This is a genomic window from Companilactobacillus pabuli (assembly GCF_014058425.1).
Classification (GTDB): domain Bacteria; phylum Bacillota; class Bacilli; order Lactobacillales; family Lactobacillaceae; genus Companilactobacillus; species Companilactobacillus pabuli.
Window position 1 is genome coordinate 1,141,395 of record NZ_CP049366.1, and the last position, 25,374, is coordinate 1,166,768.

Consider the following 25,374-nt stretch of genomic DNA (forward strand, 5'->3'; position numbering starts at 1 on the left):
ATGCTTACTTTAGCAAAATTTTACCATTTATTTTTCTTTTTCAAATAAGAAATAAATTAAAATACTTAAAACTAAATAAATTCCTGCCAAAAAGTAGCCATATCGTCCATATTTAACAAAGACACTGATCACGAAGATAACCGGAAAAATGACTAAATTATAAAATGATAATTCATATTTTCTCGAGAACCAACCGATGAAGCCAGCAAATAAGATATTAATGACGAAGAATAACCAGACGATGCGGTTAGTTCTTCCTAAATGGAAAAGATTAAATAGTATTGGCATAATAAAAACCAATATGATAGAGATTAATGCAATATAAGTTGTTTTTGATTTTTCAACTTTGTTCCAAATATTTTTCACGATTCGTTCCTCATTTTACCGTTAATTCATACTTATATGATAGCACTGATAAGAAGTACATGGGGGCTGTTTCGGCTCGCATGATTCTTGGTCCTAAACCGACAGACAAAAAATCATTTTGATTCAAATAATCGATTTCATCTGGTGCAAAACCACCTTCAGGTCCAAAAGCACACAAAATCGACTTAGGATTTTGAGTTAAAGTCTGAGCCAAAAGACTCATTTCACCTTGTTTAGCAGATTCTTCATAAGCTACTAAATTGGTTTCTTTCTTGTAATCAACTAAATCCTTCAAAGAATTTAAATAGATGACTTCTGGAATCACCCGGCGTTTTGACTGTTGGGCTGCATTTTTAGCGATTTCTTGCAGACGAGAAACCTTCTTTTCAATGACGTTTTTCTTCCAATTCATAATTGAATACTTAGATGAGAAGAAAATAATCGTTTTAGCACCTAATTCAGTTGATTTTTGTGTGATCCATTCGATTTTATCCTTCTTAGACAACGAACAAGCAATGGTTACGTCAATTGGTAACTCTGTACTTGTCCAATCCAACAGTTTCAAGTCAACTTGGAATTGTTTTTCTTCAGTATCAACTTTTGCAATCGTTGCTTCAAACAACTTTTCACTCGGATCGACCAAATAAATCACATCACCTGTATTGTGACGTAAAACTTTGATAGCATGACGAAATATTTCTTGGTCATCAATTATTAAATTATTAGTAGTAATTTCTTGTTTAACGAAGTATTGCTCCATCTTCTGCCTCGAACTCTTCTTTTCTTCTACAAATTAAGGTTGACCAGCCTTTCAAATGGAAAGCTTCTAAGACAACAAAGCCAATCTCTTCCATTTGTTTAGTGATCAACGCTTCCTTTTCATTAATGATACCAGATAAGACGACAAAACCGTTCTTATTTAGATGACGGTCAATGTCTGGAATAAATTGTTGAATCACATCAGCTAAAATATTCGCTACGATAACGTCAACTTTACCATCGACTCCATCTAGAAGTGAATTCTCAAATACTTCGATATCTTCACAGCCTGGATTCAACTTAATATTCTCTTTAGCAGCTAAAACAGCTTCAGGGTCAAGGTCAAAAGCTTTTATGTCTTTAACGCCCAATTGACGAGCTTGAATAGAAAGGATTCCAGAACCAGTACCAACATCATACAAGGACTTTGCATCGCCTAGAATCAATTCCAAAGCTTGCATACAAGAATACGTTGTTGGATGAGTTCCCGTACCAAAAGACTTACCCGGATCCATTACAACAATGTGTTCATCTGAATGACTTGGTTGATAGTCGACCCAATTAGGAACAACCGTCAAATAACGACTGATTTTCACTGGATGATAGTATTGTTTCCATTCATTTTCCCAACTGCTGTCGTCAAGTTCACTGACTGAAACTTCTACACCAGTAATATCAAAGCCAAATTCAGGTAATTTTTTTAATTGAGTCTTCAAATTATTTAAAATTGCTTCATTATAATTGTTTTCATCAAAATAAGAATTGATCTTTGTTTTGATTGATTGGTCTTCATCATCGACCATTTCAGTACCATTGGCACCGACACGCATAAATACATCCGAAATAATTTCAGGATCGAAATCATTAGGAATAGCGACTGTTACTTTTTTCCAAATCATAGACGTTCCTCCATTATTAATAAGATTACTAAAATTATGGCATAAAAAAAAGACGTTACCGCCTTTATTTGATGAAAAAGTTAATTGAATTGATAAATTCTGTTTGTCGTTCCTTAATTCGAGATTGAGCCAACTCTAAACTACCGTGGTCGACTGTTTCACTTTCCGGATCCATACAACTGATTGCCCCCATCAAGTCCAAAAAGTAATTATTAAGTTTTTCAGCCACTAAACTGTTTTCTAATTTGTACTTAGCCAAATATGAATTGCACAATTTAATGAATTGTTTGATATTTCGAATATAGTTATCAATCAAACGCCCATAGGTTTCATAACGAAGTGCTTCACCACGCTCAATAATTTTGATTGTCTTTAAATATTCTGAAAAAACCTCATTGTAAGTTACGAATCTTTCTAACAAAACGTTAGTCTCCAAAATACGATATTTACTAGTCATTGCTGTCATAATGCAACACCCCATTTCTTTTTTTAATACTATATCATACGTTTTAAGTTATGAATAGTATTAGTTTAAAATAATGTTAAAACAATAAAAAAAGAACAATCTATTTATCTTCAGATTGTTCCTTAGTATCAACGACCTTTTTTCTTAAAGATTCATTATTTTTAAATAATTTCTGAGCCTCAGACAATTTTTTAGGACTATTCTTAATTTCTTGAGAAATTTTACTAAAATCATTCTCGGCAGGATCTTCTTGACGTTTCTTAAAAAGACTCATATTAATCGCTCCTTATCCTGTTGTAACGCTCATTATTATATAACAACCGTGCTTAAGATACTTAAAAATAAATTATTTTTTGATGCCAAAGAGTAATTTACTTTTAAATAGTGATAGCTTTGTTATTATATATTAAGTAAATATTAAATTTTAGGTTATTTCTATATTGTGGTTAGTGTAATATTCCGTCCTCCATAGCAAAGAAAATTTGGCTGGAACGTAGTGGGCACGATTTTGAGCTTTTGCAAAGTGCGCAAAATCTCAAAACTCGGCCTTATTCTAAGCAACAAGTTGCTAAGAATAATTTCACTACTGAGCCAATTTTCTTTGCTATTCCGGACTAGATAGTGGTTCTGTTTTTTTATCACTGGAGTAACAAATAAAAGACACTATCTAGTCGGGAGTGACAGCTTTGTGGATGCTCAGTACTGAAATTTCACTTAGCGATTTATCGCTTAGTGAAAGGCCAAGCTTGGAGATGATTCCCGATTTTGGAATTAGCTTCAAGTTGTGCCCAGTACGTTCCAGCGTCCACAAAGCCGAACGGACGACGGCAGCATAAAACTGACCAAAATTCAGAAAAACCAAGCTTTAAGGATTGGTGACATAAAAATGAGCAAAAAAAAGAAAATTCAAAAAACGTTAGTCGAAAAAATTCTCGATAAGGAAAAAGTAACTTATGAACCTATGACTTTTGAAACAGAAGCTGATGGTGATACCCAAGAATTAGTTACTGACAAAAATTCTCGTGATGGCTACAAAATTTATAAAACGCTTGTATTGACTGGTAATAAGACTGGTCCTTTAGTTGGTATGTTGCCTTTAGATAAACATTTGAGCTACAAGAAACTAGCCAAAATCTCCGGTAATAAAAAGGTCGGTATGGTTCCATTAAAAGATCTAGTCAAAACTAGTGGCTTTGAACATGGTGCTAATAGTCCAGTTGGAATCCATTCACTACACAATTATCCAATTTACTTTTCAAAAGAAGCTGATGAGGCTGAAAAGATTATCGTTTCAGCGGGTAAAATCGGACAATCTTTATTGATTGAACCACATGAATTAGCTAAAGTTGTTAATGCATCGTTTGGTGACTTTGCAGTTGATAATCCAGAGTAAAAAAGAATCCCAATGAATTTAATCATTGAGACTCCTATTTCTTTTATTATGCAGCTTTATTCTTTAAATTATTGATAGCTTGTTCAATGGTTGTACCGTTACCAAAGTTATTACTGTCTTTAATATCAACTGCTGTGAATAATTGATCTTTAAGATCTAACATGATTCTATACTTCATAATTATTCACACCTCCTTTATGTTCCGTGTATCTAAGAGGTAGCGATTAGATATATACTATTAGATATATCAGCTAAAGTCAACCAAAATGTATTTAGCTTGACAATATCACAGTTATGAATAAAAATTAAATCACAAATAAAAAAGGAGAATTCGATGAACAACATTTGGAAATACGTTTTGGGCTTCTTTATTGCCCTTCTATTATTCTCAATCTTTATCCATGTCATACTTCCTTTGGTCGTGATCTTAGCAATCATCGGTGGTATCTATTATCTATACAAGAGACACCAAAAGAACAAGTACACCCCTGAGGGTCGTAAAAAAGTAAATTAAATGACAAAACCACTGACAATATTCGTCAGTGGTTTTTATTTGCTCGGCTTATCGATATCAGCTGTTGCAGAAATCAATAAAAGAACTCCCCCAGCTACAGCCGCAGAAATTAAATTGCTTTTGCTGAACCAATTAAATATGAATCCTAAAACTGCCACAACTAATAATAAAACCCCAAGCCAACGGTCCATCTTCATCAATAAATTCATCTCATACAACCTTTCATTATTAATTTCACCAAAAAAATATTAGAATAAAGAGTAAAGCTTTTTTAATTATTATACATTATCTCGGAGGGTAAAAATGGACAAAGCACAAAGACTCAGTATTTTAGATGATTTAATCAAATTGCAAACTGTAAATGGTGATGAGGAAAAAGTAGCCAACTATCTAAAAGAACTTTTAGACAAACATGGTATTGAAACTGAATTGAACAAATATGACGACAATCGTTTCAATTTGATTGCTAACATCAAAAAAGGCGACGGCCCAATCCTAGGTTTGACCGGTCACGCTGACGTTGTTTCAACTGTAAACGATGATGAATGGAATTATGGTCCATTTAATCCCAAACATATCGATGGCAAAATTTTCGGTCGTGGTTCATCTGATATGAAAGGTGGACTAGCCGGTATGGCCATAACCATGATCGAATTAAATGAAGATCCTGATTTTACTGGCAATCTACGTTTCCTAGTCACAGTTGGTGAAGAAATCGGTGAACTAGGCGCTACTAAATTAGCTAAGGAAGGTTACGTCAATGATGTTAAAGCTATCGTTGTCGGTGAGCCAAGTAATTCTACTTCTCGTTTAGCTATGGAGCAATTGATTCATGCTGGTTTGATCGAACTTAATGGTCAAAAACCAGAAACACGTATGGCAGCTTTTTGTGCCCACAAAGGTTCAGTAACTTACAAAGTGATTTCTCGCGGTCGTGCAGCTCATAGCTCAATGCCAGAAATGGGAATCAACGCTTTAGACAACTTAGTTACTTACTTCAATAAACAAAAAGAATACTTCACAGATTTAGTTAAATTTGAAGACGATGTTTTAGGTTCCACAAAGCCTTCAGTTACGGTTATGAACGGTGGTAATCAAGAAAATACCATCCCTGACTATGCTGAATTGACTGCTAAAATTAGAACAATCCCTGAATACACAAATGATAAAGTGATTGCTGATATCAAAGACTTGATTGACAAATTAAATCAAGCTGACCCAAGAATGAAATTGGAACTCAAAGTTTTGAGCAGTAACTTGCCTGTCAAAACAGAACTCGATTCCGACTTTATTAAATTAGTTAAAGCCAGTTACAAAGATGTTCTCGGTGTAAACATTGTAGCTGTCGGTGCCCCTGGTGGTACAGATGCTTCACAATTTGTTGAAGCTAATCCTGATTTGGACGTTGTAGTCGCTGGCCCTGGTAATGAAAGTGCTCATCAAGTTAACGAATTTGTCTTCGAAGACGACTACTTGAAGTACATTGATATTTATAAGACTATGGCTCGTCGTTTTTTTGCATAAAGTGTAATGGTTAAAGTAGAATAAGTAAAATAAGTAAAAAAAATTTAGAAAAAGCATCATCCAATTTCTGATTGCTGGATGATGCTTTTTTCTATCCCTTAATAGAAGATTCAAGATAATCTAATTAATTTCATATAATCAGTATTAAATTTCTCATCCAAATCTTTCTTTTTAGGGTGTATTATATTCCCTAATAAAATAATTGATGGGGTGAAAGTATGATTATAAGAGAAGCCATTTTAGACGATGCACCTGCTATACAAAAAATAAATATCAGTAGTTTGGATTATCATTTTCCATTGGACAAAACAATTCAACAACTTAAAAAGATTTTATCCTTACCCAATTCAAAAATATTTGTGGCTGTTTCTAATACTGAAGTACTCGGCTACATTCAAATGAGTGATTACGAGAACACATATCATGAAAGCCTTAAGAACATTATCACTCTTGCAGTTGATGGAGATCACCAAGATGAAGGCATTGGTTCAAAATTGATTGAACATGCTGAAAAGTGGGCCAAAGAAGATGGCAGTATGGGAATTAGACTGGTCTCTGGATTTGAGCGTGATTCAGGTCATAAATTTTATGAAAAACACGGTTATGAAATCCGAAAAAAGGAAATCAATTATATTAAATGGTGGAATAAATAAGAATAAGAGCAACTTACCCTTTTTTCAAAATCGGACAAGCTACTCTTTTTTTTTTATATCATTAACTAACGTATGATGTATCGACCTAATAAAATCAACAAAATTGTAATTATCAAATACAGCATTCCGAAATGAAATGCAATTGGAATCGATATTATTACTAAGCATGAAATGAAGAAAAATAAAGTTATTTGAACCACTTTTTTCTTCATAAAAATATTTCTCCTTCTGTACAATTAATTACTAATAATTTAGCTTTTAATAAAACCCTTCAACTAAATAGTCTCATATTATGAGTTCACCTGTAAATATGCTTGCGTCAATCCAACATTTAAAAAAATTTTGAAACCTAATCAATCTCAAATCTTTTTATATAAATGTTGCTTTGTTGATTATAAATCATTCTGACGATTCATCTCAGATAATCTCTTTTGATATTCTGAAAATTCACGTAAGTATTTGATTGGAAAAGGCAAAACAGTATATTGACCGTTTCGAACAAATTTAACACTCATTAATTCCGCTAAATCTGGAAATACAGTAACAATTAAATCATCACTACCCGTTAAAGCTATAATTTTTCTAAAACGAATAGCCCGACTAATTTTTTGTTTCAAACTCTTTTCGCCACCAACATAATAATAAAAATCATCATTATTATTTATTAAACCTATTCCCTTGAAACCAGGAAATAAAGAATTTGGTTTAGTTTGGAGAGTGGAAGAATTGTATGTATATCCAAACAATTCTTCTAAATCGTTACAAATTCGTCTAAAGCTCTTCTTTCTAAAAGATATTTGCTTTTTAACTTTAAATTCTTTTTTTATTTCACCGACAGTTATAATTGGCCCTTCCAATTCATTTATACAATCAATCATTACTTGCAAATCACTACTGGCATAATCCCTATTATTACTATGGATTATTTGATGATCAAGATATTTTAAATTCTCTATAGCTCTCTTCTTGCTGAGCTTTCGATTAATATCAGCATTTTTCTCACGTTCAGCAATTATCTCTTGCATTGGCAGTACTTGCATCTCTGTTTGAACAATTAAGATATAGTTTTTCCTTACCTTGATAACACATTCTATTTGATCAGGATAAAAATGTTTTAGCTTCTCTCTCTCTTGAACAAAGGAGTAAACCAATGATAATTCATCACTTAAATCAAGTTTACTTGGATTAAGTCTTTTTGAAATAAAGTGCATTTTTCGATCTTTCGAAATAATCAATTCATCTACAATCACTTTATTTTTAATAGAAAAATCAAAAAAGAAAAATTGATATTTGCTAACTAAACCAATTAAATCAGAATTGACCAAATCCATTCTTTTATTAACTAAATCTTGCTTTATGGCTAAGTTTTGAAAAAGATTAATCACCCTTGTGTCATCCGCAATATCTTTCTTATCATCAAATTCCCATTTCACTTTCTTTCCTTTATAGTCCATCTCTCCAAAACCATCAGGAGAAATATGTTGAATTATTTTTTTTCTAATTCCCAATTCATATTCTTCTGGTATCGTATCATCTTTTCGAACATCTCTAATAACTTGTATATTTAATCCATCGCTCGAATAATCATTTTTAACTATATCTATATCATGTGCATTTAGAATTTCACTACGCCTATAACCACAAATAACCTGATTTCCCAAGTCCTTAAGTTTTTCATTTTTCTCATCAAAATATAAATTTATTTCTGAATTTTTAAAATAATTCCAAATATTTTTTTCTCGCGATTTTGGTTTTTCAAAATCAAACATTGTAGGTATGTCCTTCAAAGAAGGTATTTGAATAAAATATTGTCCAAAATAATCACGCATATTATTTAACAAATTATTAACAATGCCTACTTTACTTTGTTCATAATCTTTCAAACCAATCAGTGATATAAAATCTACTAAATTTTTACCCATTAAATTTCCAATTTTATATGATTCCGCTGATTTCTTATGGTAATCACGCCCTATTACTCCTCGTTCCTTATTAAGATAAAATAGCTCTGTCTTAGAATCTTCTTTTAAATTTTGCGTAAAAGTAACAACACTTGCAACCAGCATTTCTTTCCAATTAATTTTAATTTTTAAAGCATAAATTTGTTTTATCCCATTGCTCAAAACATTGTCCCAATTTGTTTTATGAATAAATAAATCAACAGTATTATTCTTTTCCGGAATTAATTCTGTATCATCTGACAGTTGATTAAAAAACAATTGCAATATATTATTTCGATAAATTCGAGCTGATTTATCAAAATATGTAAAACTAGCTTTAGTAAAAACTATACCGTCAACATTTTTTGGATTTTTAAATTTGCCTTTTTTTAAAAGAATTGCATACTTTAAATTCTTTATACAAGTAACAGCGAGAATATCCATTTTATCAATGATATTCCAAAATAAAGAAATATTATTGTAATCTCTTACCGAAACATGAACCAAATCAAAATCCCTAGTCAAAGCAATTTCATCAAATTTAAAAGTTAATTCGTTGATTCGCACCATTTCATTATTTTTCATTTAGAAATTCTCCAATCAATTTTTTCATATCTGAATTTAAAACCAATTGACCATTATGATTTATCAATGCCGGTATCTCCATAATTCGGTTATTTGCAGTTACTGTGATTTTAGAATTTATATTTTTAAATATATTAATGATAATGACCTTCCAGGGATTTCCTGTATTCTTACTCAATTTATTTAATTTATAGACCACTTTTTTTAAAGCTTTTTCTCTATTTTCCATATGGCCTAAATTCCAATTTTTAAAATCTATAGCGATATTTTTATTCCAAATTTTAAAATCAAACAATTCAATATTTCTAATATCTTCGAAATTTAATAACTTAGTCTTCAAAACTTTTTCTAAAATAAATTTTCCGGCTACTTCTCCTAAAACGCCACTATAAAGATTTATATTTTGAATAGGATTCATAATATATTTATTTTTCTTCCAGTAAGTTGCATATCCATTTTGATTGAAAAAATCTGTCATACCTTCATACTTCAAGATATCATCTAATCCTGAATTGGCAGAAGATACCTCAAATATACCCCCATCATTTATATCAGGATCAAATTCAAAAATACCTTTTTCTAAAGATTCAATTTTCACAAAATAATTATCCGTTTCTTCGGGATTCTCTAAATACTGTAAACATCTATTTGAATTACTTTGTAATCTTTTTAGATCATCTGACGAAATTGTAGGAAAATATAATAAATTTCTTCGGATTCGTTTGTATTCTTCAATCAACCTTTCATTATTACTCTTTAAACCGGAAACAAGTTGGTTGTTGTCACGTAACGTATATGAAGTATAATTCTCTTTTTTTATATTTATTTGATCAATTTGAATATTTTTTACAAATCCATCTTTCTCATTCATCAATGCTTTAAACTCAGGACTAAAAAGATTATGATTCAATCCTAAATAACTAATTGACTTTACAACGCTATTGTGGGCAAGCACTAAAGGCTGTTTAATTTTGTTAAAAGTACGATTCATTCTTCCTAAAGCCTGAATAATAACTTTCGTATAACTAGCTTCTCTACTAGGAATCATTCTTAATCCTTTAATAAACAAGTTTTCTTGCTGCAAATATAAAATTTGCTTTTCAAATTCTTTTGGGCCTATCTCATCAGCATCTCTTAAATACTCTAATTCGGTAATATATTTCAAAAAATCAAGGTTTAATTGAAAATCATTTACCTTAGTTAAAACATGTGTGACGTCTCCTAAGTAAATACCTCCTAAATCAATCTGTTTTAATCGTTTATCATTTTTACTTACATTATCAAACGCAATGCATTCACATCGCTCTTTTTCACTATACGTTATATTATGTTGAAGATTTTGACCCACACCAATAGAAAGATATGCGCTTAATAAATACGTTCTTTTTCCCTTGGAAGACTAATTTAAAGATTCCTGCAATTGATTTTGAATATCGCCATTTGTATTAGAAATAAAACATAATTTTACATTTCGGGACTCGCATAATTGATCAGATAGCACATCAAATACCTGTTGAATTAATTTTTGTGACATGTATTCTGTTTTATCGGGTAATTTTGACTGTAATCCCAAAAAGGATGTTAAATTAGAATCTAAAAGAAAATAAACAAAACTTTCAAATAAAGACATGTATCTTTGCTTAAAATAATTTACTTCTTTTTTACCATTTATAGCAATTTTATTCTGAATCTTTTTAAAGTCTGAGTCTATTTCTCGAATTTTATTCCAATCTATCTTGACGTTTTTATTTTTTAATCTATCTTTTAAAAGATCTTTGATATTATCGTACATTCCTACTATTTCACAATTGACACTTATCCCATGTTCTTTATATCTTTTGTCATAATCAAATTCTTTTTTTGTATCAGTTGTTAAACAATTTCTTCCATCTATAAAATTGTGATTTAATTTTTCTTTTAAATAATTAAGATCATAATTATCCAATACTGTAGGTATGGAAGCAGTTGCTGATAGCCCATAAACCATACATTTGCTTACTAATTCTAAAAGATAGTTTTCCGCAGTGATAGACAAAAATGAAGCATTAATTTCTGTTTGTAAATCATGCTGTTCAGAATTAACAAATCTATATAATTCAAGACCATTTTTTTGAAATTCGTGAGAATTGTCTATACTTTCAAGTTTAGAATTAGATTTAATTGTTTGTGTCAATCCGTTTAATGATGAATTCATTAACATTTTAATCTGATTATCATCTAATCTAAGAGCACGATAAATAGTCCAACAAGCGTCCACTTGGTTTATTGCACTATCTAGCGAATTAACCGTACTATTTCTTTCACTCATATATTGTCTTGCACAATTTAAAATATATTGGTTAAAACTCTTAATAAATTTAGAAACTCGACTAAGCATGCTATTAAAACGTAAATTGTTATCCTTTTTATTATCGACAATAACTTGCTTCTTTTTCTCGATGAAATGACTGTACCAATAATTTTTATTACTTAATATAGTATTAACTGGTGTATGTATAACAAATGTATTAGGCGTTACCGTTCCTTTTATTTTATATAAATAAGATAATTTAAACTCTTTATTCAAATCCTTAGCAATATTAAGATAATGTAAATTTGAATTATCTTTAGTCAAAATGTCCTTTAATTGTTGAGGTACATTTTCATCAATTCTTTTTAGACCCTGATAGATGATATCAAATAGAGTTAATAAATCTACTTTAATCGTTAATGCATCATTTAAAGACTTATTCCAAATTCGTGATTTAGTACTATCAAATTCATCTAATACTACCAAATTATTTTTAATTATGTCCGAGTATAGAAACAATTTACTATCCGCATTAAAGAAAGGTGTATAGCTTCTTATGAATTTATCTGTTGTACATAAAAATATTTGGTAATTTTGAAGATCTATTGTTGGATATATTTTATAAATCCATTTTTGTAAATTTTGTGGCGATTTTCTTAAAAACTCTCGAATACTATTCTGGCTTTCTTTATTTTCGAATCCATATTGTTCAATGTGTCCTAACAAAGCTATTTCTTTTGCAAGTATTTTTCTAAAAGCAAGCTCCGCTTTCTCCAAGTCATACCATCCATTTATGGAGTTTGAATTCTGATTTTGAATAATCTCGTACAAATTAAAACTGTCCCTTAAATCATCAAATCCTTTTTCTAAATTTGGTGTTCTTATTAAATTAGGAATATTTTTATTCTCAAAATCATTAATCAATAAGCGGACCGTATCAGTGAGTGAGCGAATAGTTGCCACTTTTTTATAAAAAGGAATGGTCAAATTGCTAACGACGTTCTTTTGATTTGTCCAACACTCTTGAAAGAGATCCAAAGATAGATTCTTTTTCTGATCAGTTACAAAAAAAGCTCGGAATTTTTGATTTTTTACTGCATGATTACATAAGAAATCAATAACACTATAACTTTTACCACATCCTGTAGGTGCATTCAATACAGCTAAACGACCATGGTTTTCATTTTTACTAAGTTGATCAAAAATTTTTTCATGATCTTCAATATTCATAATTTTTAATTCCCCTTCAAATTTAAAAAAGTATTATATATGTTGTCATAATTCTGCACATAATGACACACTTCATTCATGAATACACGTGTTCTATTTTATATTTATCATCATAGTAAGCGTTTTCTATATAAATAACAATATTCATTATATTGAATTCGTTCTCTGGATTTACAAAAGTCGTCAGAACTATCACCTATTCTTTAAAAAGAAAGCAGCTTATCGACTCAAATCGATAAGCTGCTTTTTAAATATAATTATAACTTTTCAAAACATTAAAAGAATTCTGATCAGCTGGTTTAAAACCTTGCTTAATCATGTCACTGACGTAAAGGCGGTTATAAAAGAAAGCAAATACAAAAGTTACTAAAAAGGCTCCACCACCCCAAGTGAATGATCCAAAAATTATTTCTGCCAAAACTACGACACTGGCCCACTTGAAATCACCACGAAAAACAGGTGTCCAAAAGCCAAAAAACATCTCCGTCCAAGAATAACCAACCTTAACGGTTTTATAGGTCTTTCTTTCTTCATTAACTAAATTGGCAAACATTTTTCTCTCCTTGATATTAATATTATATATTGTTAACAATATATTTAATTGGTTGGTCGTTGGCTGCAGCTATTACATTTTCTGCAACAATCACTGCCATCGCATCACGAGCTTCAATAGTAGCATTTCCTAAATGAGGTGTCAGCAAGACATTTTTCATTTGCTTTAATTCTTCTGACACTTTAGGTTCATGTTCGTAAACGTCTAAAGCTGCTCCAGCAATAATGTGTTGCTTTAAAGCTTCAGTCAAAGCCGACTCATCAATAATGGGGCCACGAGCAGCATTGATCAAAACTGCACTCGACTTCATTTGTTTAAATTCATCTGCTCCTAATAAATGTTTTGTATGTTCATTTAATGGCAAATGCAAACTCACAACATCAGAATTAGCAAGAAGTTCATCCTGAGAAACGAATTTTGCACCGAGTTCCACCTCACGACTAATTGGTAGACGATGGCGTTGCGTATAAAGAATCGGCATATCAAAGGCATGCATTCTCTTGGCAACAGCTTGCCCAATTTGACCTAAGCCAATGATTCCTAAAGTTTTACCTTGCAATTCATGTCCTAGAAAAAACAATGGTGCCCAACCATTAAAACCGGTCGTTCTCATCAAATGGTCACCTTCAGCAATTCGATGCATCAATCCGATAATTAATCCAACAGTAGACTCTGCCGTTGAAACAGTTGATACGATCGGCGTATTCGTCACTGGTATTCCTAATTTTTTTGCATAATTTATATCAATATTATTAGTACCAGCACCAAAATTAGCAATTAATTTCAGCTTAGATGCATGATTTAGTACATCACGATTAACTTGTGTTGAAAGTGGTGTAATTAGAAAATCACTATCAACTATGTTTTCTTTTAAAGTTTCTGTACTAATTAATTTATCACCAGTATACATATCAACTGTTAAATTAGCTGCTTTCATTAAAGCAACTGCTTTATCCGGAATTTTTCCCGCAATAAATACCTTTGACATCATTTATCCCTCCACTATCTGAACTGCTTTATTTAAGTATGAGCCTTGATATTTTTTCTGACAAGTTTTTGATTTTCAATTTACATTGGATTTAAAGATTTGAACATTTTCTCAATACATTCTGTATATTTAACATATATAATTCGTTATTAGGATATTTTAATTATATTTTTTGACTTTTTGGATTTTTTTTTGCATTCGCCATCAACTATTTCTTTTTAACAGACCTATAATTGAATTGTTGAAAAGTTTGAAAATCAAACGAATAATTTATATTTTTCATTAATCGTAAAAAGCTGGTGAAAAAATGAAGAAAAATCAATTGCAATCATCATATGCAAATGAACCTTTGGATAAATTATTACAAGACTTAAAAACTTCTAAAAATGGACTTAGTCAAATAGAAGCAGACAACCGGAAAAATAAGTATGGTCCTAATACAATTCACAGAAACCAACAGAAATCTCAACTAAAAGCCTTTCTCAAGAACTTTGCTAGTCTCATGGCGATGTTACTTTGGGTCAGTGGTCTAATTGCTATTTTGACTGGATCAATTGAATTGGGAATCGCCATTTGGTTAGTTAACATCATTAACGGCCTCTTTAGTTTTTGGCAAGAACATAAAGCTCAAAAAGCTACTGATTCCTTGATGGCAATGTTACCTACTTATACTAGAGTTTTTCGCAACGGCAAAATCGAACAACTAAATTCTAAGGAAATTGTTCCCGGTGATGTGTTTCAATTACAAGCTGGTAATTCAGTCCCTGCCGATGCTAGATTGCTTGAGGCCACCTCGATTCAAGTCGACCAATCTGCTTTGACTGGTGAAACCGTTCCAGAATCTAAAACCGTTAAATTCAAAAACGGGGAAGGAAAATTTTCAGAATCCAATATAGTTTATGCAGGAACAACTGTTGGCTCTGGAGATGGCAAAGCAGTAGTTTTAGCAACCGGTATGAATACCGAATTTGGCAAAATTGCTTCATTGACTCAGAAACAAAATACAACTGCTAGCCCTTTACAACAAGAGTTAAATCGTCTAACTAAACAAATTTCTTTGATTGCGATTGCCGTTGGTTTGGTCTTCTTCGTTGCTGCCATTCTTTTTGTACACCATCCCATCGCGCAATCATTTGTTTTTGCATTAGGCATGATAGTAGCCTTTATTCCCGAAGGTTTGTTGCCAACCGTAACTTTGTCTTTAGCACAAGCAGTTCAACGGATGGCTAAAAAACATGCTTTAGTAAAAGATTTAAATAGTGTCGAAACTCTAGGAGAAACTAGCGTCATCTGTTCAGATAAAACTGGTACTTTGACCCAAAATCAAATGACCGTTAATCACATTTGGCTCATGGGCAATGTTTACACTGTCACCGGCCAAGGCTACATAAATAATGGTCAACTCAAACAAGAAAATAAAGCTGTAAATTATCACGATGATCCTGCCTTAATTCAATTATTAAGAGTTTCTACCTTTAATAATGATACGACTGTGGAATTATCTTCTGAAAAAAAGCCCAAAATTCTTGGAACTCCAACTGAGGCGGCTTTAGTCATCATGGCTCAAAAAGCTGGCTTTGATACAAGTAAAGAATTAAAGCAAATGCCTAGAGTAAAAGAATTGCCTTTCGACTCTGATCGTAAAAGAATGACAACTATTCACCAGACAAAAGATAAATTATTCGTTGCTGTAAAAGGTTCACTTGATGGACTACTACAACAATGCACCAAAATTCAAATCAACGGTGACATCAGACCGATTACCGCAGACGATATTAAAAAAATCAATCAAGCTAATAAAAATTATGCTACAAAAGGATTGCGTTCATTAGCTATTACATACAAAACAATTGATTTTAAGGACAAAAGCCAAATCGATAATCTAAATGCTGACAATACGGAAAACGATTTGATTTTTCTCGGTTTAACAGTAATGGCTGATCCACCTCGTCCAGAAATTTACGATGCCGTTAAAAAATGCCACGATGCCAGCATTAAAATCATTATGGTAACTGGTGACAGTGAAATCACCGCCAAATCTGTTGCCGTAAAAATTGGTATTACTAGTGACAAAGCCCGTGTTGTTACAGGAACAGAATTAGATCAAATGAATTCAAAGGATTTAAAGCAAGCATTACAAGGTGAAGTAATTTTTGCTAGAGTTGCTCCCGAACAAAAATATAAAATTGTTTCTACTTTACAAGAAATGGGTCAAATTGTTGCTTCAACTGGTGATGGTGTCAACGATGCTCCAGCTTTGAAGAAAGCTAACATTGGGGTCGCAATGGGTGTTACTGGAACCGACGTCGCAAAAGATGCTGCCAATATGATTTTGACCGACGATAATTTTGCTTCAATCGTTGCAGCTATTGAGGAAGGTCGTACTGTTTACAGTAATATTCAAAAATTCTTGTTGTACATTTTCAATTCAAATGTCCCTGAAGCTATTCCCTCAGCACTTTTCCTACTTAGTCGTGGATTGATTCCTTTGCCATTGACCGTCTTGCAAATTTTAGCAGTCGACTTGGGTACCGATATGTTACCAGCTCTAGGACTAGGTTCTGAACAACCAGAGCCCGGTATTATGAATCAAAAACCAAGAGCTCACAATTCTCACTTGCTCAATAAGCATTTGATTTTAACAGCTTTCGCTTGGTATGGTGCTATTGCCTCATTGGTTTCTACCATCGCTTACTTTTTCGTCAACTACCAAAATGGTTGGCCAATGAAAGATCTCATGAGTTCAGGAATCGTTTATAATCGTGCTACCACAATGACTTTAGCCGCCATTATTTTCTGTCAAATTGCGGCCGCATTAAATTGTCAAACCAAATATACTTCAGTCTTTAAATTAGGAATTTTCAACAACCATCGTGTTTGGGCCGGAATTGTTTTCGAAGTAATCCTGTTGGCAATTCTCGTCTATACACCTGGAATTCAAGAAGTCTTCAATACAGCTCCTTTGCAAATAAATGACTGGATTTTTCTAGTGATTGTTCCTATTCCAATCTTTTTGATTGAAGAATTGAGAAAACTTATTGCTAGAAGAAAATATAATCATTAATAAAAATAACCTAGAACTAGCAATTGGTAGACTATTTCTGTTCTACTCAAAACTGATTTTAGGTTATTTTTCTTAAAACTATTTAAATATTAAATAATTATCTTGACATAAAAAGACATCTTTCCTTAACATGAAATCGTGTACATTATTTTAATGGAGGTTTTTATGAAAAAAATAGTAGTTAATGGAATAGATGGAAACTTTGGTTCATTAGTAGCAAATTACGTACAAAAATTGATTCCAAAAGAATATTTAGTATTTACAGCTCCTCGTGAGGATAAATTAAAGAAGTATTCTGATCAAGGAATCAAAACTGCCGTAGCTGATTTTAATAATCCTGATACTTTAGTATCAGCTTATAAAAATGCAGATAAAGTACTATTAATTTCAATGCCCTTTGTTGGTAAAAAACGTCGTCAAGCACACAAAAATGTTGTTAATGCCTGTGTCAAAGCACACGTTGGTCAAGTAATTTATACTTCAGTACTATCCGCTGGCAATCCTTTTAATCCAAGCGTAGAAAATGCAGACCATGGTTATACTGAGTCTATTATTCAAAATACAGATTTGGACTACATTTTCTTACGCAATTCTTTGTTTGCTGAAGCATTCATTTCAGATTATATGCGTGCCGTTAATGGTAATGAGGACAGTATCGAAAAGAATATGGGTGATGGTAAAGTTTGGTTCATATCAAGACGAGATGCTGCTTTAAGTGCTGCTTGTGCTTTGAATAACGATTTATTACACCGTGCTATTTTAAATATTAACGGAATCGAACCATTTACTTATGATAAATTCTTAAAGATTGGTAATGAAACTACTGGCAACAATATTAAATACGTTAGAAAAACTGATCAGGAATTATACGATTACTTTGATAGTATTGGTGTCCCACGTGATACTAATGGCGACTTTTCAAAGAGTCCTATTCAAGCAACTTCTGAAGGAATGGTAACATTCGGTACCACTGTCAGAGAAGGATATTTAGACGTTCCTGTTAGTGACTTTAGTAAACTAACAGGTCATAGTCCAATCACTATTAAACATATGTTTGAAAATAAAGATGACTTTCTATTGGGAGATCGTCATTCTACAGAAAAGTAATATAAAAAGTTCATTGACTTATTAAATTGAGAAAATAAGTCAATGAACTTTTTTAGTAATTCTCTAGTTTCCACATATACCTTCTTTTACTAAGTGGATGCTTTCTTGCCTTAGAAAGCTCTTCTGCATAGACTCTCATAACTCCTGTTAATACCAACGGATCAAAATAATCGACTATTTCCGAACTCATTTTACTATCTAACCAAAAATCTTTAGCATCAATTACAGTATATTTTGCATTGTATTTTTGGAAAAACTCTAGTGCCCTGGCATCCAAATGACGGGTTTTACCATCGGACATGAACAACAAATATGGTGCATCTTTTACCGTTAATTCAAATGGTCCATGGAAGTACTCCCCACTATCTAGAATTGGACTAGAAATCCATTGCATTTCCATAAAAATAAAGTTAGCTGTAGAATATCCAACTCCATAATTTGCTCCGCTTGCTAATGTATATATCGTGGATTCATCTTTATACTTTTTTCCAAATTCAATAGCTTCTTTTTTAACACTATCTGCTGCAAAGTTGGTAATATCATCTACTACGTCAAGTCCTTGTTTCATTTTACTGTATAAATCGAATCCTTCCACTTGCTGTAGAAATTCAACAGCAAGCCCTAAAGCATTCTTTTGCTTAGCAGCTTTTGATGCATAGTCTTCAAAGAAAGAATGAACCACCGTATAATCGGCATCTTTTGTAAGACTAGATTCTGGAACATGAGTTAATGCAATAGTATGACACCCTAAAGATTCAGCTTTTTTAACAGCATGAACCGATTCTTTAGTCTCACCACTAAGTGAAGCAACAATGACAGCAGCAGTTTTATTAGCTAATTTAGGATGTGAATAATTGAATTCATTTGCTTGGATCCATTCAACATGGAGGTTAAGGGCATTTTGTTTTAAAAAATATGCCGCTCCATATAATTCTGACAAAGAAGCACCACATCCAACAAAGAAAATACTTTTTAAATCAGATTGCTTTTTTAAAATATTAGAAACAATTTCCTTTAAATTATTTTGTGTTGTGTAACTAACCATAATTAATTTGCCTCCATTTTATATTATGTTATATAACGTTATACTTACTTGGGATTTTTTCCGGATTATTAAAAGAACCATGTCGTTGTACTTGTTGAGATGCGTATTCAGCAGCAAATTTTAACGATTCTTCAATACAATCTGTTTCCTTATACTTTATTACAAAACTCGTGATGAATGCATCACCAGCTCCCATTGTATCCACGACAGTGACCTTAACGGGCTTTTGAATATACCTTTTAGAGTCGTGAAAGAAGTACGCACCATATGATCCACGCGTGATTAAAATATCCATAATACCAAAAGAATTAATTTCTTTAACCATCTTAGAGATATTTTGATCAGACATTGAGCCAACCGAAAAACAAGCAATATCTATATATTGAGCAATTCTCTTAATATCATTGATTTCATATAAATCGGAAAAATCATAAATGAGGGTTGGTCCTTTAATATTCGTCAAATATTGATTAGCATTACCGTTAATATTGAAATGAACAATATCAAACTGATTGATATAATCAATATCCCGTGAGGTCATGTTCAGGCCTTGTTTCAATACCCCACCATTATTGCTATCAATGAAGACTCTATCGTGGTTCTTCAATGCCACTCTTGATCGCCCATTTTCTCCGTTTAACGTGTGGCTATGTGAGATATCTATATTCAATTTATTTAATGCTCTTTTTGCATAATTGGCGATTTCATCAGTACCAAAGTTACCAATAAAAGAAGATTTTACTCCTAATTCTCGTGCAAAATTTGAAAAATTTAATGCATTTCCTCCGAGATACATTTTTCCTTGATCTAAATACATATCGACAACATTGTCTCCAACACCAATAACTTTCATTAAATACATACCTCCCCTATTTTGAATCGACTATAAAGCTTACTTTATTAGGGTCATAATACATAACAGCAAAATAGATTGGTTGATTTTCAGTATCATACACTGTTCTTTCTAGTTGAAATAATGGAGAACCTAAAACCACGTTTAATTTTTTTGCCATATCACTAGTTGCGAATGTAAGGTTTATTTGTTGATGACTATGACCTTGGCTAACATGATATGTATCCTTTAACAAATTACTGATTGAAACATCACTAGTTATTTTTTTATCCAAATCAGGAAATATCTCCGTTGGATAAAATCCAATCTCAAGTCCGTCATTGTTTTTTTCAAAGTGCATTATTCTCTGAACTTTTAAAATTTTAGACTCTTCACTAGTATGTAGGTTACTTCTTACTTTAATAGTTGCATTCTCATAGCTAATTTCAATTACTTTGCGAGAAGGTTTTGAATTATTTTCTAACATAAAATTAGTATAACTATTTAAATTCAATAAGTTTCTTTGCACTTTATGTGCATTAATAAAAGTTCCTTTTCCTTGCTTTTTAGTTAAATAATTGTCCTTAGCTAACTCATCAATTGCTCTTCGAATAGTAATTCTACTAGTATTAAATTCATCCTCTAGTTCATGTTCTGAAGGAAGTTTACTTCCGGGCTCATAAGTCCCTTCTGAAATCTGTTTAATAATTTCATTTTTTATTTGTTCATATAACGGAATAACACTTTCTTTTTTTATCATTATATTCACCATAAGATATCCTTTAATAATATTTCCAATTAAGTATACAAAATTTTAGAAATAAAATCTTGAGTTCTAGGATTGTTAGGTGCATTAAAGATTTTTTCCGGAGTATCGTCTTCTAAAATCTGACCATTATCAACAAAAACAACTCTATCCCCTACTTGTTTTGCAAAACCCATTTCATGAGTTACAACAACCATTGTCATTCCAGTTTTAGCAAGTTTTTTCATAACTTCCAGAACCTCTTCAACCATCTCTGGATCAAGTGCTGAAGTTGGCTCATCAAATAAAAGGGTATTAGGATTCATTGCTAAAGCACGTGCAATAGCAATTCGCTGTTCTTGCCCTCCTGAAAGAGAAGACGGAAAAGCATTTATTTTGTTTTCTAATGAAACTTCTTTTAGTAATTGTTTGGCGTGTTTGATTGCCTCATCTTTATTCTGCTTTTTCACAATCATTGGCGCATGAATAATATTATTCAAGACAGTATAGTGAGGAAAAAGATTGAAGTGTTGAAAGACCATACCCACGTTTTGTCTAGTTTCTCTAATTAATTCTGGTTTAACCTTACCAGAGACCTTTTGACCATTAATTTTTACTTCGCCACTTGTTGGTTGTTCCAGTAAATTCATGCAACGTAATAAAGTACTTTTCCCGGAACCCGATGGTCCAATAATTACAACAACTTCACCATCATCAATTTTTAAATTGATATGTTTTAAAACATTATTGTTACCATATGCTTTATTTAAATTTTTAAGTTCTATCACTAACCTTCAACCTCTTTTCTACATTTGCTAGAAGTCTGTTCAGACTCCAAGTTAAGACTAAATATAATAATGAGGCAACAATCATTGGTTCTAATCCTAAAGCAGTTGAACCTCTTACTGTTTGTGCTTGAAACATTAAATCAGCAATACCTAAAACTGAAACCAATGAGGAATCTTTAACATTACCAATAAATTGATTTCCCAAAGCTGGCAAAATGTTCTTAATTGCTTGAGGTAAAATAATGTCTTTCATTGCTTGCCATTTTGACATTCCCAGACTTAAAGCTGCCTCTGATTGTCCAATGGGCAAAGACTCAATACCTGATCTAATGATTTCTGCAATATAAGCAGCAGAATATAGTGTCAAACATACAACGCCAGTAGCAAAGTCTGGAATCTGAAGCCCTGTAATTATTGGTAATCCAATATAAACAATATATATTTGAATCAATAACGGCGTATCTCTAATAAATCCGATATATGCTTTAGCCAATAAAGAAACAATAAAAATACTTGAACGTTTCATCACAGCTAAAATTATCCCTAATATCAAACCCAGAATTATCGAAATAATCGCTAGTTCGACGGTTACCACTACTCCTTTAATAAATAATTGCCAATAATTGGTAAGAAATGAATAATTGCCCATCTTTGTCACCTCATTAATCTTTAATCAGTCGGAACTTTCTCTGCAGAATCTTGAACCCATTTTTCATAATTAGTTTTGTTAGATTTTACAACTTCATTAACTTTATTTACTAAATCTTTGGAAGCACCTTTTGGCATTGCTACTGCAGCTCCGAGGCTAGAATCTTTATGATGCCAATTTGTCATCATCAAATTAGGATTTTGTCGAAGTAGAATAGTAGCTGTTGGTATGTCAATAGAAAAAGCATCTACTTTGTTGTTATTTAAGGCTAATGCTAAATCAGTAACCTTAGATAATTTCGTTAATGATGCATTTGGAAAACTTTTTTCAATCATAGGTTGTTGAGTAGAATTATTTACCACTGCAATCTTCTTATTATCTAACCGATTAATATTGTTATAATATTTTGACTTATCTGCCTTTCTTATAACTAAAGTATTGGTACTTCTGAAATATACTTTAGAAAAAGTTGCACCCTTTTTTCTTTCTGGAGTAGGGCTTAAAGAAGTAACCAGCACATCAACCTTCCCAGACTGTAAAGCCGGTAATAACCCATCCATATCCATGGTTTTTATCTTATATTTAACTCCCAATTTAGAAGCAATTTTCTTTATCAGCTTTACATCTGACCCTTTCATACTCTGTTCGCCACCTTTGTTGACTTGATATTCATAAGGTGGATTGGAGCTAATCATTCCAACTGTAAGAACCCCTTTATGTTGAATCTTATCCAATGAAGATGCATCATTACTTTTATTTCCACATCCCATTAAGATCAAAATCAAAGAAAAAGCTAACATCATCAAATAAAAAAATTTTTTTCTCATAAAATCACCCCTTCTTTAGCATAACGTTATATAACGTTATTTATGAATTGAATTATATTATTAGATTTTTTTAATGTCAATAGGTTTTCTCAAATTGTCTCAAGTCCTTTTACACCAATGGTTTTAAAAGACGAAAACAAGCCGAGTTTAAATAAAGCCTATTCAAAATTAATTTTTTTCTAATTTCAAATATACTAAAAATCGATAAAAAAATAGGTCTCATCCGTTAGGATGGGGCCTACTTCTCAAGCCCTCATTCGAACGGAAAAAAGGGCTTGACATTTTATAGTCTAAGTCCTTTTTCAAATCAAAATGACGGCCAAGATTGCCAATGTACTGTTTACAACAATGATTTTATCCATAACACCGACAACCTCCTTTATTTATTATGGATATCCTAGCACTTCATTTTAATGATTTCAATGTTCATTTAAATAAAATCACATTTAATTAATTCAAATCTAATAAAAAAAGACCTAGGAATGAATTTTCAACTAGAAAACAATTCTTAGATCTTTTTAGATGTAATCATATATTTATGATCTTACTCTCTTAACTATAATACCTAATCCCAACATAATCACACCAATAATTGTCAACAAAATACCACTAGTAGCACCAGCTTGTGGCAATCTGCTTAATCCACTTACTGAACTTGTATCAGTTGATTGAGCCGAATTAGTTAATGGAACCAAGCCACTACCTTCATTTATTGAAGACAATGTTTTTTCTTCACTACTATTATTAGGATTTTGATTGCTAACTTCTTTGCCAGTTAAATCCAAACCACCATTACCATCTAAGTCGCTTTCTGAACCACCATTGATAATGATTTCTTGATCATCATCTTCTTCTTTGTCTTCTTCATCCACATTTCCATCAGGATTTTCTGGACTTGGTTTTGGTTCTGGACTTGTTGGTGTTGGATCAATTGTAAAACCAGGATCAACTAATTCTTTACCCTCATTGTTCTCATCTGGTTCGCCTGGTTCTTCAGGAACAGTCACGATATTATTGTTATCTTGCAAATCCCATCTGTGAGTTTCGCCACCAACAACATTCACTTTTTCAGCTACGATATTGCCATCCAAATTGTGATGAATATTGATTGTAGCGTCTGGAGCTAACACGCTACCTTGGAAAGTATTATTCATTTCAATAATACCGTCAAATTGCTTGTTACCTGCTGAACTATCATAGAAGTTCCAGAGTAAATGATTGTCATCGAAATACTCTGTTTCTTGATTTGGTCGTTCGATAGGATTTTCTTCGCCGTTATTGAATCTTAACTTAATTTGAGAATTCATTGCATAAGGATTTTGTCCCTTTGTGTCAACGTTGATGATAATTGAAGTACCACCTTTGTCAGCTGATAGTCCTGAAATTGTTAAAGGTGTACTAGCATTCAAAACTTCTGGATCCAAATTAATCACGATTTGATTGTTAGCGTCGGCTTCAAAATCACTGAGGTCGATTACTCGTTGGTTTTGGTCTGGAAAATCAGCATTAGTAATTGTCTTAGAATTTGTTGATGCTAGACTTCCTGACTTATTTTCTAATTTAGCAAACTCTTGATCAAAATCAAGATATTCATTTGAATCCTTATCTTGGAAAATTTCATTATTAAGTAAGTGATTGATTGGTGTCTCATTAACTAAAGGAGAAGCATTGTCTTTGCCCAATTCAACATCGTTTACTTCACCAAAAACTACTTTATTTGTCCGGTGATCGTTGGAACTAACGAATGAGCTTTCTGACATATTTTTTACTTCTTGAACATAAGAAATATCTTTATCTAATAATTTTTCATCCGTAATGTTTGTCCCAAAGTTAACATTCCCGAATAAAGATCCAACCGCAAGGTTTCCATTTGTATGTGCATTTAAAGTTGCTTCTTTAGCAAAGATATGGAATTTAGAAGCGTATCCCAAATTATTCTTTGATACATCTTGGAAGTCATCACTAACTTTCCCACCATTTTGAACTTCTGGATTGAGTGACTTCTCTACTACCTTTTCAATTGATACTGTTGTATTATCACTAGCTTTCACATTTGTGATTCCCATCCCTGATAATACAATTGCACTAATTGCAACACATGATAAAATATTCGCCTTCTTCATTTTCATTAATAGTTTATTACTCCCTTATCGATTT

25 protein-coding genes are annotated in these 25,374 nt (G+C 32.0%); 6 read left to right on the forward strand and 19 right to left on the reverse strand.

Annotated elements, in window-relative coordinates; genetic code table 11:
• Nucleotides 1-27: 27 nt before the first annotated feature.
• The 5 genes from G6534_RS05460 to G6534_RS05480 form a co-directional block, all read right to left on the reverse strand.
• On the reverse strand, nucleotides 28-366 hold the full coding sequence (locus G6534_RS05460) for a hypothetical protein (RefSeq protein WP_059075121.1): 339 nt from the start codon (nucleotides 364-366) through the stop codon (nucleotides 28-30).
• Nucleotides 367-376: 10 nt separating this feature from the next.
• Nucleotides 377-1,126, reverse strand: coding sequence for an RsmE family RNA methyltransferase (locus G6534_RS05465; protein WP_059075122.1), 750 nt, complete (start codon nucleotides 1,124-1,126; stop codon nucleotides 377-379).
• Complete coding sequence (gene prmA, locus G6534_RS05470; protein WP_059075123.1) at nucleotides 1,107-2,024, reverse strand: 50S ribosomal protein L11 methyltransferase; 918 nt, start codon at nucleotides 2,022-2,024, stop codon at nucleotides 1,107-1,109. Before prmA ends, G6534_RS05465 begins: the two co-directional genes overlap by 20 nt.
• Before the next feature lie 64 nt (nucleotides 2,025-2,088).
• Complete coding sequence (locus G6534_RS05475; RefSeq protein WP_059075124.1) at nucleotides 2,089-2,490, reverse strand: hypothetical protein; 402 nt, start codon at nucleotides 2,488-2,490, stop codon at nucleotides 2,089-2,091.
• Nucleotides 2,491-2,590: 100 nt separating this feature from the next.
• Nucleotides 2,591-2,764, reverse strand: a complete 174-nt coding sequence (locus G6534_RS05480; protein ID WP_182083235.1) for a hypothetical protein — start codon at nucleotides 2,762-2,764, stop codon at nucleotides 2,591-2,593.
• A gap of 612 nt (nucleotides 2,765-3,376) precedes the next feature.
• Between G6534_RS05480 and G6534_RS05485 the strand changes: the two genes are divergently transcribed.
• The gene (locus G6534_RS05485) at nucleotides 3,377-3,883 is read left to right on the forward strand and encodes an aminoacyl-tRNA deacylase (RefSeq protein ID WP_059073872.1); all 507 of its coding nucleotides are present in this window, start codon (nucleotides 3,377-3,379) and stop codon (nucleotides 3,881-3,883) included.
• 46 nt (nucleotides 3,884-3,929) lie between these two features.
• On the opposite strand, the gene G6534_RS12275 is transcribed toward G6534_RS05485, so the two are convergent.
• Nucleotides 3,930-4,061 carry a hypothetical protein gene (locus tag G6534_RS12275; protein ID WP_268750969.1) on the reverse strand — a complete coding sequence of 44 codons (132 nt, stop codon included), beginning with the start codon at nucleotides 4,059-4,061 and terminating at the stop codon, nucleotides 3,930-3,932.
• 156 nt (nucleotides 4,062-4,217) lie between these two features.
• On the opposite strand from G6534_RS12275, the gene G6534_RS05490 reads away from it, so the two are divergent.
• The gene (locus G6534_RS05490) at nucleotides 4,218-4,397 is read left to right on the forward strand and encodes a hypothetical protein (protein ID WP_057816109.1); all 180 of its coding nucleotides are present in this window, start codon (nucleotides 4,218-4,220) and stop codon (nucleotides 4,395-4,397) included.
• A 35-nt stretch (nucleotides 4,398-4,432) separates the two neighbouring features.
• Here G6534_RS05490 and G6534_RS05495 read toward each other — a convergent pair whose 3' ends face one another.
• Nucleotides 4,433-4,606 (reverse strand): hypothetical protein, encoded by a 174-nt coding sequence (locus G6534_RS05495; protein WP_161936638.1) that lies wholly within the window; start codon nucleotides 4,604-4,606, stop codon nucleotides 4,433-4,435.
• A 94-nt stretch (nucleotides 4,607-4,700) separates the two neighbouring features.
• Between G6534_RS05495 and G6534_RS05500 the strand changes: the two genes are divergently transcribed.
• On the forward strand, nucleotides 4,701-5,921 hold the full coding sequence (locus G6534_RS05500) for a M20/M25/M40 family metallo-hydrolase (protein WP_059073874.1): 1,221 nt from the start codon (nucleotides 4,701-4,703) through the stop codon (nucleotides 5,919-5,921).
• Between the two features lie 218 nt (nucleotides 5,922-6,139).
• The gene (locus G6534_RS05505) at nucleotides 6,140-6,574 is read left to right on the forward strand and encodes a GNAT family N-acetyltransferase (protein WP_059073875.1); all 435 of its coding nucleotides are present in this window, start codon (nucleotides 6,140-6,142) and stop codon (nucleotides 6,572-6,574) included.
• 392 nt (nucleotides 6,575-6,966) lie between these two features.
• On the opposite strand, the gene G6534_RS05510 is transcribed toward G6534_RS05505, so the two are convergent.
• From G6534_RS05510 to G6534_RS05530, 5 genes are all read right to left on the reverse strand, one after another.
• Entirely contained in the window at nucleotides 6,967-9,099 is a 2,133-nt protein-coding gene (locus G6534_RS05510) for a hypothetical protein (protein ID WP_182083236.1), read from the reverse strand.
• On the reverse strand, nucleotides 9,089-10,447 hold the full coding sequence (locus G6534_RS05515) for a hypothetical protein (RefSeq protein ID WP_059073878.1): 1,359 nt from the start codon (nucleotides 10,445-10,447) through the stop codon (nucleotides 9,089-9,091). The genes G6534_RS05510 and G6534_RS05515 overlap by 11 nt, the downstream gene beginning before the upstream one ends.
• Nucleotides 10,448-10,498: 51 nt before the next feature.
• Complete coding sequence (locus tag G6534_RS05520) at nucleotides 10,499-12,619, reverse strand: hypothetical protein (protein WP_182083237.1); 2,121 nt, start codon at nucleotides 12,617-12,619, stop codon at nucleotides 10,499-10,501.
• A gap of 247 nt (nucleotides 12,620-12,866) precedes the next feature.
• A complete protein-coding gene (locus G6534_RS05525; RefSeq protein WP_059073880.1) occupies nucleotides 12,867-13,172 on the reverse strand; it encodes a hypothetical protein in 306 nt (101 codons plus the stop codon).
• 22 nt (nucleotides 13,173-13,194) lie between these two features.
• On the reverse strand, nucleotides 13,195-14,160 hold the full coding sequence (locus G6534_RS05530; RefSeq protein ID WP_059073881.1) for a 2-hydroxyacid dehydrogenase family protein: 966 nt from the start codon (nucleotides 14,158-14,160) through the stop codon (nucleotides 13,195-13,197).
• Nucleotides 14,161-14,467: 307 nt separating this feature from the next.
• Between G6534_RS05530 and G6534_RS05535 the strand changes: the two genes are divergently transcribed.
• A complete protein-coding gene (locus G6534_RS05535) occupies nucleotides 14,468-17,224 on the forward strand; it encodes a cation-translocating P-type ATPase (RefSeq protein WP_059073882.1) in 2,757 nt (918 codons plus the stop codon).
• A gap of 165 nt (nucleotides 17,225-17,389) precedes the next feature.
• The gene (locus G6534_RS05540) at nucleotides 17,390-18,331 is read left to right on the forward strand and encodes an NAD(P)H-binding protein (RefSeq protein WP_059073883.1); all 942 of its coding nucleotides are present in this window, start codon (nucleotides 17,390-17,392) and stop codon (nucleotides 18,329-18,331) included.
• A gap of 52 nt (nucleotides 18,332-18,383) precedes the next feature.
• On the opposite strand, the gene G6534_RS05545 is transcribed toward G6534_RS05540, so the two are convergent.
• From G6534_RS05545 to G6534_RS05575, 7 genes are all read right to left on the reverse strand, one after another.
• Nucleotides 18,384-19,376 carry an SIS domain-containing protein gene (locus G6534_RS05545; RefSeq protein ID WP_059073884.1) on the reverse strand — a complete coding sequence of 331 codons (993 nt, stop codon included), beginning with the start codon at nucleotides 19,374-19,376 and terminating at the stop codon, nucleotides 18,384-18,386.
• A gap of 28 nt (nucleotides 19,377-19,404) precedes the next feature.
• Nucleotides 19,405-20,229, reverse strand: coding sequence for a PfkB family carbohydrate kinase (locus G6534_RS05550; protein ID WP_059073885.1), 825 nt, complete (start codon nucleotides 20,227-20,229; stop codon nucleotides 19,405-19,407).
• A 16-nt stretch (nucleotides 20,230-20,245) separates the two neighbouring features.
• On the reverse strand, nucleotides 20,246-20,968 hold the full coding sequence (locus G6534_RS05555) for a GntR family transcriptional regulator (protein ID WP_161936639.1): 723 nt from the start codon (nucleotides 20,966-20,968) through the stop codon (nucleotides 20,246-20,248).
• 38 nt (nucleotides 20,969-21,006) lie between these two features.
• Nucleotides 21,007-21,741, reverse strand: a complete 735-nt coding sequence (locus tag G6534_RS05560) for an amino acid ABC transporter ATP-binding protein (protein ID WP_059073887.1) — start codon at nucleotides 21,739-21,741, stop codon at nucleotides 21,007-21,009.
• Complete coding sequence (locus G6534_RS05565; RefSeq protein WP_059073888.1) at nucleotides 21,728-22,390, reverse strand: amino acid ABC transporter permease; 663 nt, start codon at nucleotides 22,388-22,390, stop codon at nucleotides 21,728-21,730. Before G6534_RS05565 ends, G6534_RS05560 begins: the two co-directional genes overlap by 14 nt.
• 20 nt (nucleotides 22,391-22,410) lie before the next feature.
• Nucleotides 22,411-23,217 (reverse strand): transporter substrate-binding domain-containing protein, encoded by an 807-nt coding sequence (locus tag G6534_RS05570; protein ID WP_059073889.1) that lies wholly within the window; start codon nucleotides 23,215-23,217, stop codon nucleotides 22,411-22,413.
• A 536-nt stretch (nucleotides 23,218-23,753) separates the two neighbouring features.
• The gene (locus tag G6534_RS05575; RefSeq protein ID WP_059073890.1) at nucleotides 23,754-25,346 is read right to left on the reverse strand and encodes a collagen-binding domain-containing protein; all 1,593 of its coding nucleotides are present in this window, start codon (nucleotides 25,344-25,346) and stop codon (nucleotides 23,754-23,756) included.
• Nucleotides 25,347-25,374 lie beyond the last annotated feature (28 nt).

Coding starts and splice junctions, on each gene's coding strand:
- G6534_RS05545 (WP_059073884.1), bottom strand. CDS start 19,376: ATGGTTAGTTACACAACACAAAATAATTTAAAGGAAATTGTTTCTAAT.
- G6534_RS05575 (WP_059073890.1), bottom strand. CDS start 25,346: ATGAAAATGAAGAAGGCGAATATTTTATCATGTGTTGCAATTAGTGCA.
- G6534_RS05510 (WP_182083236.1), bottom strand. CDS start 9,099: ATGAAAAATAATGAAATGGTGCGAATCAACGAATTAACTTTTAAATTT.
- G6534_RS05555 (WP_161936639.1), bottom strand. CDS start 20,968: ATGATAAAAAAAGAAAGTGTTATTCCGTTATATGAACAAATAAAAAAT.
- G6534_RS05570 (WP_059073889.1), bottom strand. CDS start 23,217: ATGAGAAAAAAATTTTTTTATTTGATGATGTTAGCTTTTTCTTTGATT.
- G6534_RS05490 (WP_057816109.1), top strand. CDS start 4,218: ATGAACAACATTTGGAAATACGTTTTGGGCTTCTTTATTGCCCTTCTA.
- G6534_RS05520 (WP_182083237.1), bottom strand. CDS start 12,619: ATGAATATTGAAGATCATGAAAAAATTTTTGATCAACTTAGTAAAAAT.
- G6534_RS05475 (WP_059075124.1), bottom strand. CDS start 2,490: ATGACAGCAATGACTAGTAAATATCGTATTTTGGAGACTAACGTTTTG.
- G6534_RS05530 (WP_059073881.1), bottom strand. CDS start 14,160: ATGTCAAAGGTATTTATTGCGGGAAAAATTCCGGATAAAGCAGTTGCT.
- G6534_RS05525 (WP_059073880.1), bottom strand. CDS start 13,172: ATGTTTGCCAATTTAGTTAATGAAGAAAGAAAGACCTATAAAACCGTT.
- G6534_RS05465 (WP_059075122.1), bottom strand. CDS start 1,126: ATGGAGCAATACTTCGTTAAACAAGAAATTACTACTAATAATTTAATA.
- G6534_RS05565 (WP_059073888.1), bottom strand. CDS start 22,390: ATGGGCAATTATTCATTTCTTACCAATTATTGGCAATTATTTATTAAA.
- G6534_RS05540 (WP_059073883.1), top strand. CDS start 17,390: ATGAAAAAAATAGTAGTTAATGGAATAGATGGAAACTTTGGTTCATTA.
- G6534_RS05495 (WP_161936638.1), bottom strand. CDS start 4,606: ATGAATTTATTGATGAAGATGGACCGTTGGCTTGGGGTTTTATTATTA.
- G6534_RS05500 (WP_059073874.1), top strand. CDS start 4,701: ATGGACAAAGCACAAAGACTCAGTATTTTAGATGATTTAATCAAATTG.
- G6534_RS05550 (WP_059073885.1), bottom strand. CDS start 20,229: ATGAAAGTTATTGGTGTTGGAGACAATGTTGTCGATATGTATTTAGAT.
- G6534_RS05485 (WP_059073872.1), top strand. CDS start 3,377: ATGAGCAAAAAAAAGAAAATTCAAAAAACGTTAGTCGAAAAAATTCTC.
- G6534_RS05505 (WP_059073875.1), top strand. CDS start 6,140: ATGATTATAAGAGAAGCCATTTTAGACGATGCACCTGCTATACAAAAA.
- G6534_RS05535 (WP_059073882.1), top strand. CDS start 14,468: ATGAAGAAAAATCAATTGCAATCATCATATGCAAATGAACCTTTGGAT.
- prmA (WP_059075123.1), bottom strand. CDS start 2,024: ATGATTTGGAAAAAAGTAACAGTCGCTATTCCTAATGATTTCGATCCT.
- G6534_RS05480 (WP_182083235.1), bottom strand. CDS start 2,764: ATGAGTCTTTTTAAGAAACGTCAAGAAGATCCTGCCGAGAATGATTTT.
- G6534_RS12275 (WP_268750969.1), bottom strand. CDS start 4,061: ATGAAGTATAGAATCATGTTAGATCTTAAAGATCAATTATTCACAGCA.